The sequence below is a fragment of the Roseivirga sp. genome (genome assembly GCF_034669765.1).
GTDB lineage: Bacteria > Bacteroidota > Bacteroidia > Cytophagales > Cyclobacteriaceae > Roseivirga.
This window is the reverse complement of record NZ_JAXMOQ010000013.1, coordinates 1-18,620: the sequence shown is the minus strand read 5'-3', so window position 1 is coordinate 18,620 and position 18,620 is coordinate 1. Positions and strand designations below refer to the sequence as shown.

The 18,620-nt window shown below is 40.1% G+C and carries 21 protein-coding genes and 2 tRNA genes; 16 read left to right on the top strand and 7 right to left on the bottom strand.

The window, feature by feature from the left end; translation table 11 throughout:
* Window positions 1-157 precede the first annotated feature (157 nt).
* From VOI17_RS17830 to VOI17_RS17805, 6 genes are all read left to right on the top strand, one after another.
* Window positions 158-1,468 carry a hypothetical protein gene (locus VOI17_RS17830; RefSeq protein WP_323758580.1) on the top strand — a complete coding sequence of 437 codons (1,311 nt, stop codon included), beginning with the start codon at window positions 158-160 and terminating at the stop codon, window positions 1,466-1,468.
* Between the two features lie 34 nt (window positions 1,469-1,502).
* Window positions 1,503-1,862, top strand: a complete 360-nt coding sequence (locus tag VOI17_RS17825) for a potassium channel family protein (RefSeq protein ID WP_323758579.1) — start codon at window positions 1,503-1,505, stop codon at window positions 1,860-1,862.
* A gap of 162 nt (window positions 1,863-2,024) precedes the next feature.
* Entirely contained in the window at window positions 2,025-2,192 is a 168-nt protein-coding gene (locus VOI17_RS17820; RefSeq protein ID WP_323758578.1) for a hypothetical protein, read from the top strand.
* Window positions 2,189-2,452: a hypothetical protein gene (locus VOI17_RS17815; protein ID WP_323758577.1), complete on the top strand. Its 264-nt coding sequence runs from the start codon at window positions 2,189-2,191 to the stop codon at window positions 2,450-2,452. Before VOI17_RS17820 ends, VOI17_RS17815 begins: the two co-directional genes overlap by 4 nt.
* 1 nt (window position 2,453) lies before the next feature.
* Window positions 2,454-2,699 carry a hypothetical protein gene (locus VOI17_RS17810; RefSeq protein ID WP_323758576.1) on the top strand — a complete coding sequence of 82 codons (246 nt, stop codon included), beginning with the start codon at window positions 2,454-2,456 and terminating at the stop codon, window positions 2,697-2,699.
* A gap of 52 nt (window positions 2,700-2,751) precedes the next feature.
* On the top strand, window positions 2,752-3,735 hold the full coding sequence (locus tag VOI17_RS17805) for a YpdA family putative bacillithiol disulfide reductase (RefSeq protein ID WP_323758575.1): 984 nt from the start codon (window positions 2,752-2,754) through the stop codon (window positions 3,733-3,735).
* 24 nt (window positions 3,736-3,759) lie between these two features.
* On the opposite strand, the gene VOI17_RS17800 is transcribed toward VOI17_RS17805, so the two are convergent.
* From VOI17_RS17800 to VOI17_RS17785, 4 genes are all read right to left on the bottom strand, one after another.
* Window positions 3,760-4,320: a thioredoxin family protein gene (locus tag VOI17_RS17800; RefSeq protein WP_323758574.1), complete on the bottom strand. Its 561-nt coding sequence runs from the start codon at window positions 4,318-4,320 to the stop codon at window positions 3,760-3,762.
* Window positions 4,321-4,388: 68 nt separating this feature from the next.
* Entirely contained in the window at window positions 4,389-5,744 is a 1,356-nt protein-coding gene (mgtE, locus tag VOI17_RS17795) for a magnesium transporter (RefSeq protein ID WP_323758573.1), read from the bottom strand.
* A gap of 15 nt (window positions 5,745-5,759) precedes the next feature.
* On the bottom strand, window positions 5,760-6,707 hold the full coding sequence (locus tag VOI17_RS17790) for a succinylglutamate desuccinylase/aspartoacylase family protein (RefSeq protein ID WP_323758572.1): 948 nt from the start codon (window positions 6,705-6,707) through the stop codon (window positions 5,760-5,762).
* 3 nt (window positions 6,708-6,710) lie between these two features.
* Entirely contained in the window at window positions 6,711-8,237 is a 1,527-nt protein-coding gene (locus tag VOI17_RS17785) for a carbon-nitrogen hydrolase family protein (protein WP_068412256.1), read from the bottom strand.
* Between the two features lie 244 nt (window positions 8,238-8,481).
* On the opposite strand from VOI17_RS17785, the gene VOI17_RS17780 reads away from it, so the two are divergent.
* From VOI17_RS17780 to VOI17_RS17760, 5 genes are all read left to right on the top strand, one after another.
* Window positions 8,482-8,991 carry a Spy/CpxP family protein refolding chaperone gene (locus VOI17_RS17780; protein WP_323758571.1) on the top strand — a complete coding sequence of 170 codons (510 nt, stop codon included), beginning with the start codon at window positions 8,482-8,484 and terminating at the stop codon, window positions 8,989-8,991.
* A 73-nt stretch (window positions 8,992-9,064) separates the two neighbouring features.
* The gene (locus VOI17_RS17775; RefSeq protein WP_323758570.1) at window positions 9,065-9,646 is read left to right on the top strand and encodes an RNA polymerase sigma factor; all 582 of its coding nucleotides are present in this window, start codon (window positions 9,065-9,067) and stop codon (window positions 9,644-9,646) included.
* A 39-nt stretch (window positions 9,647-9,685) separates the two neighbouring features.
* Window positions 9,686-10,018, top strand: a complete 333-nt coding sequence (locus VOI17_RS17770) for a hypothetical protein (protein WP_323758569.1) — start codon at window positions 9,686-9,688, stop codon at window positions 10,016-10,018.
* 1 nt (window position 10,019) lies between these two features.
* Window positions 10,020-10,553, top strand: a complete 534-nt coding sequence (locus VOI17_RS17765; RefSeq protein ID WP_323758568.1) for a Spy/CpxP family protein refolding chaperone — start codon at window positions 10,020-10,022, stop codon at window positions 10,551-10,553.
* A 70-nt stretch (window positions 10,554-10,623) separates the two neighbouring features.
* Window positions 10,624-11,784, top strand: a complete 1,161-nt coding sequence (locus VOI17_RS17760; RefSeq protein WP_323758567.1) for a cytochrome-c peroxidase — start codon at window positions 10,624-10,626, stop codon at window positions 11,782-11,784.
* A 129-nt stretch (window positions 11,785-11,913) separates the two neighbouring features.
* Here the strand turns inward: VOI17_RS17760 and VOI17_RS17755 are convergent, their stop codons facing one another.
* From VOI17_RS17755 to VOI17_RS17745, 3 genes are all read right to left on the bottom strand, one after another.
* Window positions 11,914-14,472: an ATP-dependent Clp protease ATP-binding subunit gene (locus tag VOI17_RS17755; RefSeq protein WP_323758566.1), complete on the bottom strand. Its 2,559-nt coding sequence runs from the start codon at window positions 14,470-14,472 to the stop codon at window positions 11,914-11,916.
* A gap of 94 nt (window positions 14,473-14,566) precedes the next feature.
* Window positions 14,567-15,205 carry a WbqC family protein gene (locus tag VOI17_RS17750; RefSeq protein WP_323758565.1) on the bottom strand — a complete coding sequence of 213 codons (639 nt, stop codon included), beginning with the start codon at window positions 15,203-15,205 and terminating at the stop codon, window positions 14,567-14,569.
* Window positions 15,205-15,828: an L-threonylcarbamoyladenylate synthase gene (locus tag VOI17_RS17745; RefSeq protein ID WP_323758564.1), complete on the bottom strand. Its 624-nt coding sequence runs from the start codon at window positions 15,826-15,828 to the stop codon at window positions 15,205-15,207. Before VOI17_RS17745 ends, VOI17_RS17750 begins: the two co-directional genes overlap by 1 nt.
* A gap of 54 nt (window positions 15,829-15,882) precedes the next feature.
* On the opposite strand from VOI17_RS17745, the gene mltG reads away from it, so the two are divergent.
* From mltG to VOI17_RS17720, 5 genes are all read left to right on the top strand, one after another.
* A complete protein-coding gene (mltG, locus tag VOI17_RS17740; RefSeq protein ID WP_323758563.1) occupies window positions 15,883-16,917 on the top strand; it encodes an endolytic transglycosylase MltG in 1,035 nt (344 codons plus the stop codon).
* The gene (locus VOI17_RS17735; protein WP_323758562.1) at window positions 16,917-17,330 is read left to right on the top strand and encodes a thioesterase family protein; all 414 of its coding nucleotides are present in this window, start codon (window positions 16,917-16,919) and stop codon (window positions 17,328-17,330) included. Before mltG ends, VOI17_RS17735 begins: the two co-directional genes overlap by 1 nt.
* Window positions 17,320-18,267, top strand: a complete 948-nt coding sequence (locus tag VOI17_RS17730; protein WP_323758561.1) for a YihY/virulence factor BrkB family protein — start codon at window positions 17,320-17,322, stop codon at window positions 18,265-18,267. Before VOI17_RS17735 ends, VOI17_RS17730 begins: the two co-directional genes overlap by 11 nt.
* 69 nt (window positions 18,268-18,336) lie before the next feature.
* A tRNA-Ser gene (locus tag VOI17_RS17725) sits at window positions 18,337-18,421 on the top strand.
* A 9-nt stretch (window positions 18,422-18,430) separates the two neighbouring features.
* A tRNA-Glu gene (locus VOI17_RS17720) sits at window positions 18,431-18,502 on the top strand.
* Window positions 18,503-18,620: the final 118 nt, after the last annotated feature.

Genomic DNA, 18,620 nt, shown 5'->3' with positions numbered 1-18,620 from the left:
AAAGTATTCATTTTTTAAATGGCTGATTTTTACTTACTTATAACTATTAGTAGTGTGACCAAAGCTAAAAAGGGTGTTTTTTAGATTTACTTCGTTTAGCCTTGGCACAAATTTTTAAAATCAGGTATATTTTTTTTATCCATAAAAACTCAGTCACATGTATCTACAACAACCTTGGTCGGGTGCTCAAAAAATAGGATTTAGATTCACATTTATCTTCTTTCTGCTCTTCATTTTACCCTTTCCATTCTCTACCATTTTTGGTGTTTTCAATCTCTATTTTTTAGATCAGTTTTTCTCTGTCTTCTGGAATGGATTTGCGCAACTAATCGCCAACACGTTTTTGGGAATCGGAGAATTAGCTACTAACCCAACAGGCAGTGGAGATAAAACTATCGACTGGATCTTCTATATCTCGTTCTTCGCTCTGGCCATTATCGGAAGTATTATTTGGACAGCATTAGATCGCAAGCGCACCAATTATTACAGGTTATGGAGGATCTTCGTGATGATCGTGGTGTACTATCTCGTTTATTATATGGCCATCTATGGTTTCATCAAGATTTTCTGGCTGCAAATGCCAGAACTTCATATAGATAGACTTCTCAAAACTTATGGGCAGTCATCTCCAATGGGGCTTTTGTGGACCTTTATGGGCGCTTCCAAAACCTATTCTGTGTATGCTGGCCTTAGTGAGGTGATTGCAGGAACACTGCTGCTTTTCAAGCGAACCCGCACTTTGGGCGGCTTGGTCACCTTTGGAGTAATGTTCAATGTGTTTATGATGAACATGGCCTATGACGTTCCCGTGAAGTTATTCTCTGCCCAGCTAATGATTATGGGGCTTTACATTGCTATGATAGACTATAAAGCCATCTTCGGCTTGCTGATTTTTAGGAAAAGCGAAGCCCCAATTGCTTGGCCGCCATTCTTTAAATCTCCCCGTAATAACGCCATATTATTAGCCGTGATGGTGCTTTTTGTTGTGTACACCTATTACCAAAGAATTGACGCTGGAATTTCAGGTAGATCACAATATGGAGAGTTAAGACCAAAATCGAGCTTGTACGGTCTTTATGATGTAGAACACTTCGTTCAAAATGGTGATACTGTACCTCCACTGATGACAGACGATATACGCTGGCAAAGAATGATCTTTGATTCTCCTGTGAACACGCAGGTGATGTACATGGATGATCGACTTCAATATTATACTACACAGATAGACACTGTAGAAAGACTCATTACTTTTAAGATAGGTAGAGACAGTTTACAAAAGAGCTATAACCTAAATTATGAAAAGCTCGAGGACGGCATGACAATTAGCGGAGTATTCGAAAGTGACACCTTGAATATTCGGCTTAAAACTTACGACCTCTCCAATTTCTACCTCACCAACCGTGGTTTTCACTTACTCAATGAAGTGCCATGGCATAGGTATGACCCAAGGCCGAAACCAAATTGGTAGATGTTGTATTGGTGATAAATATTAACTTACATAGTTGCTGCGAAACGCAACGACTAACAGAGCCACTATTAAGTTGATTATACTCCGAACGATACTATCCTTTCTACGCGACAAGCATTACAGAAATTTACTTTTTGCAACGGTATCAGTATTGGTCATAGGCACATTTACCTATCATTATTTGGAGCAATGGACTTGGTTAGATTCGCTCTACTTTTCAATCATCACTTTAACCACCGTGGGTTACGGAGATTTTTCACCTCAAACCGATTGGGGTAAAATCTTCACCATCGTTTATATCATTATTGGAGTTGGCCTTATCCTTACCTTTATCAATACGGTCTACAACCATTTCAAAAACATTCCCCAAGACCACTTTAATAATAAGCACTAAACCCTGTGTAAACTTGTGCTCACACCGAGCAGTTGACAAACTTTGGTACAAATCAAATTTTAAGATAAATCGTTACCTTGTATAAAAGAGAAAAAGATGAACAGCATACAAATAAAATAAAGGATACATGATTATGTTGATCAAGCAAACGAACGTTTTTTAATGCTTGTCAATGAAATGATCGATGCCTATAAAAAACAAGACTGGTGGGATGACTTAGACCCTAATATACAAGCATCAATTGACCGCGCCCTTGCCCAATCAGAAGAGGGAAAAGGAAGACCACATTACGAGGTAATGAGCGAGATCAGAGCAAAACACCAAAAGTGAATTATTCTGTTAAATGGTTGCCAGAAGCAAAAATAACCTATGCTATGGTGATTGGATATCTTGAAGAAAACTGGACAGCAAATGAAATCAATAGTTTTATATCACGTAATCCCAAACAATATCTATATTCCAAAAAGAAAGAAGTTTACCGTGCCGTTGTCACCAAACAGATCAGTTTGTATTATAGGATTAAACTGAAAGAAATAGAACTGTTGGTTTTTTGGGATAGCCGTCAAAATCCAGCCAAATTAAAAGTTTGAGTTGTGCAACAGCGACAACACCGTAAGCGATATTGTTACGGAGAATCGTAAAACCATGGAGAGTGTGCTGAATGAATTGATCAAAGAAGGCCAGCAAAATGGAGAAATCGCAATGAAGCATTCCAGTGAATCTCTGGCCCGCTTTCTCTTCAATACCATTAGTGGTTTAAGGGTACTCGCCAAAGGCGATATTTCCGAAAAAGAACTCAACGAAATTGTGGATGTCACACTTTCGGCCTTAGATTAGTCATTTCTTTAGAAACAGTGAACCATCGCTGTTTTCATACAGTTTGAATACCATGCAAAACCATTTTGATTTAGTAATTATAGGAGGCGGCCCCATCGGACTTAATTGTGCTATTGAAGCCACAAAAGCCAACTTAAATTACGTGGTGTTGGAAAAGGGAACTTTAGTGAATTCCATTTACCACTTCCCAACCAATATGACCTTCTTTTCTACCTCCAATTTGTTAGAAATTGGTGGCGTACCCTTTATTTCGCATACCGATAAACCTACAAGAAGGGAAGCCTTAGAATATTTTAGAAGAGTTCAGGAAAGCTGGAAATTGAATATAAAACCCTACACCCGGGTGGATAGCATGACTTCTGAAAACGAAGTGTATCACATCGAGACAAGTAAAGGCACCTACTCCGCTAACCATGTAATTGTGGCCACCGGTTTTTATGATACACCTCGCCTTTTAAATATCCCGGGAGAAAGCCTACCGAAGGTGAAGCATTTTTATGATGATCCTCATCCTTATGTAGACCAAAAGCTGGTGGTAATTGGTTCGGCCAACTCGGCCTGCGATGTAGCTTTAGAAACTTATTACAAAGGGGCGGAAGTCACGATGGTTATTCGAGAGTCAGAAATTTACCCTAAGGTGAAGTACTGGATCAAACCGAATATTGAAAATAGAATTAAAGAAGGCGCGATCAAGGCTTATTTTAATTCCACCGTTACTGAAATTACAGAAAACGAAGTACTCATTAATACACCAGACGGCCCATTGACCATAGAGAATGATTTCGTTTTGGCCATGACAGGCTACAAACCCAATTATGCTTTATTCGAAGCACTGGGCATTGATATTTCAGAAGATGAATTGAAAATCCCTGTGCATAATGCAAATACGCTAGAGACCAATTTACCCAATGTATATGTAGCTGGCGTAATCAATTCGGGAATGCAGACAAGCACGCTCTTTATTGAAAACACAAGGATACATTCTGAAATAATTATTAAGGCTATTCAAGCTAAAAATCCAGCTTCAAAGTCGTAGTGAGACACTACGACTAGTGGAAATCTACCCTTCTTTCCATTTAATACTACAGCCTACACTTGGTTGCTGTTCAAAGTCAATGGCTTGGTTATCCAGTACGTAGTTTAGGGCAGAACGTAAATCTTGCCCCGTTACGGGCCGGCCATTTCCCGGTCTAGAATCATCTAATTGACCTCGATACACGCATTTTAATTCGGCATCAAAGACATAGAAATCGGGCGTACAAGCCGCACGATAGGCCTTTGCTACTTCCTGCGTTTCATCAAACAGGTAAGGAAAAGTGTAACCTACTTTTTCGGCCTCGACCTTCATTAGCCTAGGAGAATCCTGTGGGTAATTTTCAACATCATTCGAGTTGATAGCAATAAAAGACACCCCCTTCGTTTGATAGTGTTTTGCCAAGGCTACAATTATTTCGTCCACATGTTTTACAAAAGGGCAGTGATTGCAGATAAACATAATCACCGTGGCTTTGTCTGATTTCAATTCATCCAAAGAAAGTATTTTATCAGAAACGGTATCTGGCAACCTAAAATCAGGGGCCTTTGTTCCCAGTGGTAGCATATTGGATGCAGTTCTTGCCATGTTTACTATTTACTGTTTACGAAGATACACAATAGCAATAAATAAGATGAAGGCTATTTCCTGTGTTATCAAACCAAATGTGCTAGTGCCAAACCTGCGAAGGTTAGGGCTAGGAAGAAGCCGAGCATATCGGTAACGGTGGTTAAAATTGGGCCGGAAGCCAAAGCTGGATCCACTTTCATCTTCTTTAAAAACAATGGAATTGTACCGCCAATAGCAACGGCAACAACCGTGTTAATGGCCAATGCACCGCCCACGACTAGGCCTAAATAGGCATTGCCCTGCCAAAAGAAAGCTGCCAAACCAATCAATGCACCAAGCACGACTCCGTTGATCAAGCCCACTTTCACTTCTTGCCAAAGCACTCGCATTAATTCATAAGGCTTTACCACCCCCAGCGAAAGTTCTCTTAAACTTACCGCCACGGCTTGGTTACCAGAACAGCCGCTCATATCTGAAATTACGGGTAGAAAAACAGCCAAGGCAATCACTTCCTGAAGGGTGTCTTGATAAAAGGCAATGATACTCGCAGCCAAGATGTTCAAAAGTATGTTCACACTCAACCAAGAAAGTCTTCTGCGTGAACGAAGCAAAACGGGCATGGTACGCAGTTCTTCCCCGCCCACAATACCTTGCGTTTCTAATAATTCTGTATTAAAACGATCATTTTCCGCTTCTCTCACATGCTTCCGCATGACGATACCGAGCAGTATATTCGCTTCGCTTACTACGGGCACTCCGTAAAAATCGTATTTATCGAAAAAGCTGATAAGGTCAGTAAGGTGATCTGTATCCTTTACCGTAAGCGCATTTTTTATGACAATTTTTGAAAGCGGAACGGACGTTTTTGAAAGCAGTAAATCGCGCATTTGCAGCACGCCAACAAACTCTCCCTTGTCCACCACATAAATGTACTGAACATTATAGTCCTCGTATTCTTCAGAATTATCGCGGAGCTTGGTGGTGATTTGGCCAACGGTTTCGTTGCTTTCAAAAGCCAAATATTCCGTGATCATTACCCCACCAGCGCAATCTGAATCGTAGTGAATTAGTCTACGAATATTCTCCGCCTCCTTAGGGTACATTTCCTCCAAAATGGCGTGAGCATCATCGTCATCCAGTTCAGAAATAATATCTACCTGTTCATCGGAGTAGAGTTGGTTTAGAATAGAAGCAGCTGTTTCCGTCTCCGTATCTTCTATGAGTTGGACGGCCTGTGACTGCGGGATTCGCTCTAGTAAACTTGCGCCATCTTCGGCACTCATCAAACCCAGCAAATCATTCTGCTCGGTTCTATTCAAATGGCTAAAAGCATGGACAATGTCTTCCGACTTATTCTCATCCATGTAATCATGAATACCCTCTTGATCCGAAGAAGCAATCAACTCAGCCAGTTGCTCCCACGATTTCACTTCCTTCTCCATGCTGCTTTTTCTCTTTTACTTTCTTACCCCAATATGCATCAGGGCATCCCCTTGGTGAACAATTGGATTGTTATTCAAACCTATCACATAACCAGAAACAGGGCTTTTAATTTTAATTTTCGAACCACCAAAAGGGTCGCTGATATGACCGATAAGTTGGTTTTTCTCTACTTCGGAACCGTACGGAACCATGGTTAAGAAAACCCCTGAGGTTTTCGCCCTAATCCACGATGAGTTATTGATGATTTTGGTCACATGTGGTGCTTCTGGTGCGCGTTCACGCATCCCCAAATGTTTCATCACTCTCAAAGCCCCGTTGATGCCTTGTTGAATTGCAAATTCGTCAAATCGAGCCGATTCACCCCCTTCATACACCAAAATTTGCTTGCCCATTTTAGCAGCCGTTTGGCGCATAGATTTAGGTCTGAAAGGGCTATTAAGAATAAATGAAGGTTGAAAAATTTCAGCAAGTTGTTGATTCTTAGGCTCCTTCATCGCACACCGAATCTGCGGGTAGTTTGTGCGGTCCGCTCCTCCGGTGTGGAAATCCAAACCCACATCGATTTTAGGAATAATGTCTCTGGTAAGGTAATGCGCTACCCTTGCGGCCAAAGAACCATTTTTGTTTCCTGGAAAAGATCTGTTCACATCCTTACCATCGGGTACGTAACGGCTAAAATGAATAAAGCCGAACATATTAATGATGGGAATACAGATTACCGTTCCCACCCTAGGTATGTGTTGGTCTTTCTCTATAATTCTACGGACAATTTCGGTACCGTTGATTTCATCACCATGCATACCTCCACTGAGGAGCAAAGTAGGCCCGTCAATTTCTGAACGGGCTACAGTGATGTGTAAATCAATTGGCGAATGCGAAGGAAGTCTCGCAATATTGATATTGATTCTAGTCTCCTGACCTGGCAATATTTGCTTGCCTCCGATTACTAATGGCGCTCTCAATACTTATTTCTTTTTCAGTTGAATATCATAAACGTCCGTTCTTCTGTCTTTCAAATTGCGCACTGCACCTTTGTTGTGTAGTGTCCAAAGTAAGTCTAAATCTACATCGGCCACCAAAATCATTTCTGTGTTGGCAGTGGCTTCCGCCTTAATTCCTGTGGTTGGGAAAGCAAAATCGCAGGGGGTAAACACAACTGACTGCGCAAACTGAATGTCCATGTTTTCTACCTTCGGAAGGTTGCCCACCGAACCAGCAATGGCCACGTAGCATTCATTTTCAATCGCCCTTGCTCTAGCGCAATAACGCACACGAGAGTAACCGTTTTGAGTATCGGTAAGGAAAGGAACGAACAGAATATTCATGCCATCATTGGCCAAAATTCTTGGTAGCTCAGGAAATTCAACATCATAACAAATCAACACGCCAATTGGACCGCAATCTGTTTCGTATACTTTAACAGTATCCCCACCCGTCAAGCCCCAATATTTGGCTTCGTCTGGGGTCACGTGCATTTTCGTATACTCTTCAAACGTACCATCTCTCCGGCACAAAAAGCCCACATTATATAGCTTAGGGCCATCCATTTTAGGCATACTACCTGTAATGATGTTTACATTATAGCTAATGGCAAGTTTGGAAAAGCGTTCTCTAATTTCTTCGGTAAACTCTGCCAACTTACGAATGGCTTCGGCTTCAGAAAGGTGATTGTACTTGGCCATTAAAGGCGCGTTGAAGAATTCTGGAAATAAAGCGAAGTCACTTTTATAACCCGAAACTGCATCGACAAAAAATTCGATCTGCTCGAAAAGCTCATCGATTCCATTGTACGGCCTCATTTGCCACTGAATCAGTCCTAAACGAACTACCTTCTTTTGATCACTGAGTTGAGGTTCTTGTTCAACATAATAAATATTGTTCCACTCTAACAGCACTGCATAATCCTCCGACTCGTCATCACCAGGCATATAGCCCTTGATCACTTTGTTGACGTGGAAATCATTGCTCAGCTGAAAGGTAAGGGTAGGATCGTAAAGCTGTTTAAGCTTCACTTGATCTATATACTGTCTTGGCGTAAGCTCATTCGAGTACTTGTGATAGTTCGGAATTCGCCCACCAAAAACAACCGCTTCAAGGTTCAAATTTTCGCAAAGCTCCTTACGGGCATCATAAAGTCTTCGGCCTAAGCGCAAGCCTCTAAAGCCCGGCTTAATAAATACCTCAATACCATAAATCACATCTCCATTTGGGTCGTGGGTGGAGAATGAGTAGTTGCCTGTTATTTTTGCATAGGTGTGGTTGTCACCGAATTTATCATAGTCTACGATTAAACTCAGGGCGCAACCTGCTATTTCATCGTCAGCCACAATGACTAACTGACCTTCAGGGAAAATATCTATGAGTTTCTGGATATGGTGTTCGTCCCACCAGCCGCCTGACCAATTTTCATAGGCCGCCTTCATAGATTCTGTTAAATTTTTAAAGTCACTGATTTCAAGTTGTCTCAGTTCAATTTTCTGTATTTCCCTCATATCTTATTAAGATAGTAAATGCCTGCAATGTTCAAATAAAAAATGATTGATTGTAAGAATTTTCTCTAGTAAAAAATACCCCAAACCCTATTATGGATCATTTTATCTAAGACAGTCATTCTAAGGAAAAGTCACTTATAACCCCTACTTTTTTTAACAATCATTAACACATCAACACCGCAAGTAAATTCTCAAAGCCTACATCTAAGCTTTCAAACGAATGAGAATTTAAAAGTCAAAAATTATGAAAAAGTCAAAAATGAAATGGTTAGGAACACTAGGGGTTGCAGTATTATTAGCGTCTAGTTTAAATGTTAATGCACAAGGATTCAGAGGAGATCAAAAACCTACCTCAGATCACCCGATGGAAATGAATATAGGGCAAAGGCCAGAACAACAAGGACCAGAAAGAAGAGGATTGGAAAGAAGAGGTCCAGAAATTCCAAATCTGACTGAAGCGCAAGAAAGCCAGTTGAAAGAATTTCACTTACAAGAAATGAAGAAAGCGCAACCCATTGAAAATCTTGTAGCTGAAAAAGAAGCTCGCCTCAATACACTCACCACTGCGGAAAAATATGCTGAGAAAGCGGTGAACAAAGTGATTGAAGAAATTGGAGATTTGAAAACTGATTTAGCCAAATTGAAAGTAGCAGGTCAGCATCAAATCAAAAGTATTCTAACAGAAGAGCAGTTGGTCTTCTTTAACCAACATCAGCCAAAAGGACCTAAAGAAAATGGGCCTAGAAGAAATTAAAATCGGTAGCTTAGTTTTTACAAGGGTTTAGGTAGAATAGAAACTACTTAAACCCAATTTTATCAACCATTACTTGTCAGAAAACCAACTCATATCGGCATTGAAAGAAGGCTCAGAAAGTGCCTTCCGTGACTTGGTGGAAACTTATCAAAATCGGGTGTACAATACCTGCCTTGGTATGCTTCAAAACGAGTCGGATGCAGAAGAAACTGCACAAGATGTATTTATAGAGGTGCACCGTTCCATCGGTGCTTTTCGTGGTGAATCTAAATTATCGACTTGGCTTTATAGAATTGCCACTACAAAATCCTTGGAACTGATCAGGAAAAACAAACGTCAAAAGCGTTTTGCCTTTCTTCAGTCTTTGGCAGGGAGTAATGAAACAAGTGACAGCCTAAAGCAGGCGCATTTTATACATCCTGGTATTGAAATGGAGCAAAAGGAAAATGCGGAAGCACTTTTTCAGGCCATCGGTCAATTACCCGAAACTCAAAAAGTGGCTTTTACCTTACATAAAATTGAAGGCTTGGCCTATCAGCAAATCGCTGACATAATGCAAACGAGTGTTTCTTCGGTTGAATCACTCATGTTTAGAGGCAGAAAGAATTTGCAAAAATCCTTAAAGAGCTTCTATGAAAAGAATTTTAAAGATTAGCGCAAGTATTTTTGAAGAACAGCATCGAATAAAATGAGCATGAAAAACGAGAACAACATAGAGAATAAAATCAATCAAGCCCTCAATAGTATTGAAGGCATTGAGTCGGCTGAAGTGAAGCCATTTTTCTATACCCGCTTACAAGCGAGAATGGAGAATCAAATAGCTCCATCATACGGGCGTTTCTCTATTCTGGCCAACTTAAAATTGAGTTTGGCGATGCTGGCTGTTTTCTTTGTTTTCAACCTTACCAGTGTAATTTATCTCACTGGGAGTCAAGATACCGATTCAACAACTACCTCTGCCATTGATGAGTTTTCTGAAGAGTATTTTTCAACACCGAATGTTTACGATTACTTAAACGAATACTGAAATGGATTTTATTAGACGCAATAAACTATTAGGTGGTGCAGTTATAGTGCTAGTAATTTTCAATGCTGCCCTCTTGGTTTTCTTGTGGCTCGGCCGACTCGAGAATAACCGAGTCAACAATGGCCCTGAGGCCAAGGGTAGATTTTTAGAGGAGAGCTTAAACCTATCACCCGAGCAAATCGAGCAGTTAGAAGTAATTAAGAAAGAACACTTTAAACGGATTGAACAATACCAAAGAGATTTTAATGAAACTAGAAGACAGCTTCATGGTCTTTTGAATACAGAAAATTCAGATCAAAAAGCTAGAGTACTATCTGGCAAGATGGGAGACATCCAATCCAGAATTGAAATTTCAACCTTTGAACATTTTGCTTCGATTAGGGCAATATGTACACCAGAGCAGCAACAAACTTTTGATAAAATTATATCAGAAGTACTCCGCAAAGAACCAAGCGGAAACGGACCTCAAAGCGTGAGACCACCCCCACAAGGCGGCCCAGAGGGTAATAAGCCACCTCCCAAAGGAGGTCGGTAAGTACATACCGATTGTCAATTACCCACTCGACAATCTGTTACTGATAGTCAATATCTAACAGAACAAACACATGAAAAAGTTACTTTTATTTAGCGCCCTTATGGGGCTAATGTATCAGTCATGCTCAAACTCTACTATTGAGGGGGAAAACGAGTTTGAAAGTATTATGAATTCTGATTTTTCGAGCATTCTCGATTTACCCAATGTTGCATACAATTATGCCAATCCAGATTTACCCTCTCATTTTAGAAGGAATGACTTAGAAAGTATTGACAACACCCCAAACAACAACCTCATTACCGATGCAGGTGCTACTTTAGGGAGGGTGCTTTTCTACGACAAAAACCTATCGTCCAATAACACAACCGCTTGTGCCTCCTGCCATATTCAAGCCAAAGGTTTTGCCGATCCCAACAGATTAAGCAAAGGATTTTTGGGAGGCAATACGGGGAGAAATTCAATGGCTTTGGCTAATGCTCGTTATTATGATAACGGGAGGTTCTTTTGGGACGAACGTGCGAGAAGCCTAGAAGAACAAGTATTGCTGCCCATTCAAGATGAGGTAGAAATGGGTCTTTCATTGACAGAACTTGTGGACAAACTTCAGGCTTTGGATTATTATAGCCCATTATTCGAAACCGCATTTGGTTCAGCAGAGGTTACGGAAGATCGTATCTCAAAATCATTAAGCCAGTTTGTTAGAAGTATGGTTTCATATCAGGCAAAATTCGATGCAGGTGCAACTCAAGTGAATAATATTGGCAATGATGACTTTCCTAATTTTTCACAAATCGAAAACCAAGGCAAAAGGCTTTTCTTTAGTGGCAGAACTCAATGCAGCAATTGTCATGAAACGGTTTCCTTTTCAGGAGATCAGGCCAGAAATAATGGATTAGATGCCTTCACCACAGATGATGGTACTGGGGGAGTCACTGGTAGAAACCAAGATTTGGGCAAATTTAAAGTAAACTCCTTGCGTAATATAGGCCTCACAGCACCTTATATGCACGATGGAAGGTTCAATTCTTTAAGAGAAGTAGTACAGTTTTATAATAACGGAATTCAGGGTCACCCCAACTTAGACAATAGACTTAGGGAAAGAAACGGGAGGCCTATTCGCATGAATTTAAATAATCAAGAAATTGATGCAATTGTTGCCTTTTTAAATACGCTAACCGACCAAGAGTTCGTTACAGAGGTGAAGTTCTCAAGTCCCTTTGTGGAAAGATAATTTTATACAAATATGTTTTGGTTGAATAAGGAGTTCATACGGGACTCCTTTTCTTTTTTTCAGCCCAGCGTATAAAACAAAACCCCAACCAATGGTCGGGGTTTTGATATGTGTAGAATAGAATGCCTGTTATTCTTTAGGTCCTTCTTCTTTCTTTTTACTTGCTCTTTTCTTCTTCGCTTTTAAAGTCAACACTTCACCTTCTCCGCTGTAATCAGCAATAAGGGTGTCACCTTCATTTACGCTTCCTTTCAGAATTTCCTCAGCAATTTGATCTTCCAAATATTTCTGAATTGCTCTATTCAAAGGTCTAGCACCAAATTGAGGATCAAAACCTTTATCGGCCAAGAAGTCTTTGGCTTTTTCAGTCAACTCAATTTTATAGCCCATCTCTTCAACACGAGCGAACAACTTAGCGAGCGTAATGTCGATGATTTTGTGAATGTCTTCTCTTCCCAAAGAATTGAAAATGATCACATCATCTAAACGGTTTAAAAACTCAGGGCTGAAGGTCTTTTTCAATGCACGTTGGATCGTGTCCTTCATCACTGAATCTTCATTCTCCTTTCTTGTCTGCGTACTGAAACCAATTCCTGAACCGAAATCCTTCAAATCACGCACTCCAATATTCGAAGTCATAATAATGATGGTGTTTCTAAAATCCACTCTTCGGCCTAAGCCATCAGTAAGAATACCGTCATCCAATACCTGAAGCAGAATATTGAAAACGTCTGGGTGTGCCTTTTCTATTTCATCTAGCAACACCACAGAGTAAGGTTTTCTTCTCACTTTTTCAGTAAGCTGACCACCTTCTTCATAACCTACATAGCCCGGAGGCGCTCCCACCAAACGAGATACCGAGAATTTCTCCATGTACTCACTCATGTCTATTCTTACCAAAGAATCTTCTTTGTCGAATAAATAGGTTGAAAGCTCCTTAGCTAACTCCGTTTTACCAACACCCGTTGGGCCTAAGAAAACAAATGACCCGATTGGTTTCCCTGGATCTTTCAGTCCAACTCTGGTTCGCTGAATCGCTTTGGTCAATTTGGCAATTGCCTCGTCCTGACCAATCACTCGTTGCTTCAGCTGTTCGCCCATTCCTACCAATTTCGACTGCTCTTTTTGAGCAATACGTTTTGTAGGAATTCCTGTCATCATGGCGATAACTTCGGCTACGTTTTCTTCATCAACGGTATAGCGCTTCGCTTTACTTTCGTCTTCCCATTTGGCTTTGGCCCTATCCAACTGGTCAATGAGTTTCTTTTCTTTATCTCTTAACTGAGCAGCCTCTTCGTACTTCTGACTTTTAACTACTCGGTTTTTCTCTTTCTTAATGTCCTCAATGGCCGCCTCCAAAGTAACGATATCGTCTGGCACGTGGATATTATTGATGTGTACTCTTGCACCAGCTTCATCCAAAACGTCTATGGCCTTATCAGGAAGAAAACGATCAGAAATATAACGGTCTGAAAGTGCCACACAGGCTTTAATGGCCTCTGGAGTATAATTTACATGATGATGCTCTTCGTACTTTTCTTTGATGTTATCTAGAATCATAACGGTTTCTTCTACCGTAGTAGGATCTACCATAACCTGCTGAAAACGTCTCGCCAAAGCACCATCCTTCTCAATGTACTGACGGTACTCATCCAAAGTTGTCGCCCCGATGCATTGAATTTCTCCACGCGCTAAAGCTGGTTTAAACATGTTTGAAGCATCCAATGAACCCGAGGCTCCACCCGCTCCAACAATCGTATGTAGTTCATCAATAAACAGAATCACTTCAGGAGACTTTTCAAGCTCGTTCATCACGGCTTTCATTCGCTCTTCAAACTGACCTCTGTATTTGGTTCCAGCTACAAGCGATGCCAAATCAAGCGTGACTACTCTTTTATTGAATAGTATTCTCGACACCTTCTTCTGAATAATTCTTAAAGCCAAACCTTCGGCAATGGCAGATTTACCAACACCTGGTTCGCCAATAAGAATTGGGTTGTTCTTTTTTCTTCTACTTAAAATTTGAGCTACACGCTCAATTTCCTTCTCCCTTCCCACAATTGGGTCGAGTTTATCTTCTTCCGCATATTTGGTCAAGTCACGTCCGAAATTATCGAGCACTGGTGTGCGAGACTTCTCGGTTCCTTTTTGCCCTGATTTGTCAGAAGAAGCTCCCGCTCCGCCTCCAAACATTTTTGAAGAATCATCATCAGAATCGTCTGTGTCAGATGACGCCAATGGGGTATCGTTGTCTGTCTGATACTCGAGCATTTCCTTCACCACCTCGTAATTCACATCAAATTTTTCTAAAATCTGAGTGGCAATATTGTCTTCATCTCTTAAAATAGATAACAATAAATGCTCAGTACCAATCAATTGGCTTTTGAAGATTTTTGCTTCTAGATAAGTGATCTTAAGCACTTTTTCTGACTGACGGGTAAGCGGGATATTTGCCAAATTTTTGACATTATGATTGGCCGTACCTTTAGTAGCACGTTCCACCGATTCTCGCAACTCTTCCAGTGAAGTACCCAATTTTTTCAAGATACTTACTGCGATGCCTTCTCCTTCTCTGATCATTCCCAACAAAAGGTGCTCTGTGCCGATGTAATCATGGCCTAAACGGAGCGCCTCCTCACGGCTCAGTGAAATAACTTCTTTTACTCTATTCGAAAATTTAGCTTCCATTTATATGCTTTCTGAATGGCTTGTTCTAATAATTATAGGGTAGATCAATATAGTATTTTCTCGTAATGATCTACCACAAAACGTAATCAAATCACTATTTGTTCTCTGATGTAACAATTGATCTTTTTAAAACCTCTATGGCTTCTGGTCCTGTACAAAACAAAAGGTCTAAGATATTAAGGTTAGAAACAAAGTTACTGCCAAATATTTGTTGGTAGGGTTTAGGATCGAACCAAAACAGTTCTGAAATAGGCTTTCTTGGATGAATATCACCCCTCATATCCATTAAATCAGGTTTAGCCTTTTCGCCAAGGTTTTCTTCCCAAAATACAGGTTTGTCAATTTGTAGAAACTTGAGACACATTGTCAGTAATGACTTATTCAAGTTGAATAAATGGCTTGACTTGGAATAGAGTATGGCCTTAAACTCTTCTGAATAGAAATCGAAAAAGGGAGATTTACCATAGGCAGACTGAATGGCACGCCAATGATTATTCATCCATTTTTCATGGTAATCTATTTTAACTTCTTGAATTGGGATTCTTTTATTCGCACCAAATACAGGCACTGATAAATCAAGCGGACCGTTGGCCGTCAAAATAGTGCTTCGATTTAAATAAGTTCTTTTTTCAAACTTTCCATTGCTCGCAATATATGTTTCGTCTGCATTATAGATAGCCGCGAAATAAGCAACACTTGGCAAATAGTGTAAATCGACTAAAATGCTCTGCATCAAAACACCCCTTCTATCTCTCCCAAACCTTCTCTAATAATTTCGAACTGGTCGTTAGAGCAATCAATAACGGTCGAAGGCACATTGCCTCCATAGCCTCCATCAATTACAATATCCACTAAGTTCTCATATTTCTCGAAAATCAAGCTCGGGTCGGTTGAATACTCAATCACATCATCTTCTCCTTGGATGGAAGAAGTGATGATTGGCCTTCCTAGTTCTTTCACTAAAAGACGCGGAATACTATTGTTCGGCACCCTAATCCCCACGGTTTTCTTTTTGGCGTTCAGAATTTTCGGTACACTGCTATTAGAGTTCAAAATAAACGTGTAAGGGCCTGGGAGCAACTTTTTCATTACTTTGAAAACAGGAGTACTGAGCTGCTTTACATATTCAGAGATTTCACTTAAGTCGTAACAAATGAACGATAGGTTCTGTGGTTTTACGTTTTTGATTTTACAAACTCGCTCTACCGCTTTGGTATTCGAGAAATCACAGCCGATACCATACACTGTATCAGTTGGATAAATAATCACTCCCCCATCTCTCAAAACCGATACTATATAATCGATTTTTTCCTGTTCAGGGTTTTCAGGATAAACTCTTATTAACTCGGCTTGCATTAGTCTTCATTTAACGAATCGAAGTTATGACAAAAACCCTATTTTTGTAACCCAATGAAGAAAAGAAAGATTTTCCTATTAGCCATGGTGGTGTTTTCAGTAATGCTCACCTCCTTTAGTTTTTACTTCTACCAAGTGTTTTATGGTGCCAATATCCTAATTGAGCGAGAAAACACAACCGTTACCATTGACTATGGTGAAGGCTTTGATGAGGTGCGTAACAAGTTTTATGACGCTCAAGTCATCAACGATGTCATCTCCTTCAGCTTTGTTTCAAAAACCTTGGGGTATCAGGAGGCAGTAAAACCTGGCGTATATTATCTAAAGACAGGCATGTCTAATATTGAGGCGGTAAGAATGCTTAGGGCTGGTGACCAGATACCAATAAGAATTACTTTCAATAATGTAAGATTGAAATCGGAACTGGCTGAAAAAATCACAGACAACACAGGTATTGAAGCTAGCGAATTCGAAGCACTCTTAAATGATGATGCTTTTTTAGCAAATTATGGAGTCAATTCAGAAAATGTAATGACACTATTTTTACCCAACACTTACGAGGTCTATTGGACGATTAAGGCTGAGGAGCTTTTTTCCAAAATGGCAGAAGAACACAAGAAGTTCTGGACAGCCGACCGTGTTGCAAAGGCAAAGGCACTGGATTTAACTCCTGTTCAAGTGTCAGTTTTAGCTTCTATTGTTCAGGCCGAGAGCATTAAAAATGATGAGCGACCAACAATTGCGGGGCTTTACCTCAACCGTCTTGAAAGAAATATTGCACTTCAGGCCGATCCTACATTGGTATTTGCTTTGGGCGATTTCACTATTCAAAGGGTGCTGAATGAACACAAGAGAGTTCAAAGCCCATATAACACCTATTTAAATAGAGGTTTACCTCCAGGGCCAATCAACTTACCAACTATCTCTTCCATAGATGCAGTGCTGAATTACGAAAAGCATGATTATATTTATATGTGTGCCAAAGAAGATTTTTCTGGGTATCACAGGTTTGCAAAAACATTGGTACAGCACAATAAGAATGCAGCCTTATTTCAAAAAGCACTGAACGAAAGAAGAATATTCAGATAATGTACACCGCTTCCACCCAAATCAGGGTAAGATATGCCGAAACCGACCAAATGGCTTATGTCTATTATGGCAACTATGCTATGTATTACGAAGTGGCGAGGGTTGAGGCGTTAAAGAAAATTGGGTTCAGTTACGGAGAACTGGAAAAAGCTGGAATTATGATGCCGGTTCACGAGAACTATAGTAAATATCATGGCCCGGCCAAGTACGACCAATTGCTTACTATTCAGGTAATAATACCAGAAATACCGAAAGTAAGAATGCGATTCAATTACGAAATACGAAATGAACAGAATGAGCTTATTAATGAGGGTATGACTTCATTGGTCTTTGTTAATATGGAGTCCAACAAGCTAACCAAGGCACCAAAAGATTTAGTACAGGTATTAGAACCCTATTTCGATGAAAAATAGGATTCTTAAATTCGTATTTGAAAATAAGTACTACCTGAAGCTGGTCGCCTTTCTACAGAAGATCAAGCTAGGCAAAGACAAAATCGGGCTTTATGATGCTATTCTGATCTTTATACGAAAGATGTCTAATGATGAAATTTTAGATAGAGCTAATGGAGTAGCTTTTAGCTTCACTGTTGCTATCTTCCCTGCCATTATTTTCCTTTTTACCTTAACACCCTATATACAAACCTTCTTTCCTGAGCTCACCAACAATGAGATCATCGGGTTTTTAAAAGACATTCTGCCATCAAATTTATACAATGCAGCAGAAACTACCATTCATGACATTATTGGTAAACAGCGCGGTGGACTCCTCTCATTTGGTTTCATCCTTACGTTAATACTGTCTACAAATGGCATGGCCTCATTGATGGGTGCATTCAATGCCTGTTACAAAACCAATGAAACAAGAAGTTTTCTTACAGTCAGGTTCATTGCAACTTTATTAATTTTCATTTTAGCACTATCTTTTATCATTTCCATTGCACTACTAATTGTTGGGCAACAAATGATACAAGACTCCGAAATAAGGTCTATCATTAACGACAATATATCAGTTGATTTAGTCTTAATTCTTAGATTCGTTTTTCTCTATTTGATATTTCAAATCGCCATTTCATCCATTTATTATTTGGCGCCCGCAGTACATGAAAAATGGCATTTCCTGAGCATAGGATCAGTATTTTCGACCCTAGCCATAATAATTTCTTCCTTCGGATTCTCTTATTACGTGAACAATTTCGGCACCTATAATAAGCTTTATGGTTCTATTGGTGCATTGCTCGTTTTAATGTTATGGCTGTTCATAATTTCGCTAATTCTACTGGTAGGTTTTGAGATGAATGCAGCTATTGATAAGGCGAAAATGGAAATTCGAGAAGCAAATGATAAATAATTTCGACTAAGCTATTTGCAAAAATAAAATTACCACTATCTTTGCAGTCCCAAACGGGAGATCACACACAGAGGAGTGGCAGAGTGGTCGAATGCGGCGGTCTTGAAAACCGTTGTACCGCGAGGTACCGGGGGTTCGAATCCCTCCTCCTCTGCAAATTAAGGGTCCGTTCGTCTAGGGGTTAGGACACTGGGTTTTCATCTCAGCAACAGGGGTTCGATTCCCCTACGGACTACTTCAAAAAGCTCAGCACATTGCTGGGCTTTTTTGTTTTTAATCACTTTATGTTGAGTACTTCGGGGAGCTTCCCTGCAGGCTGGCTCAATTCTAAATTCTTCCAGTGGAAGAATTTA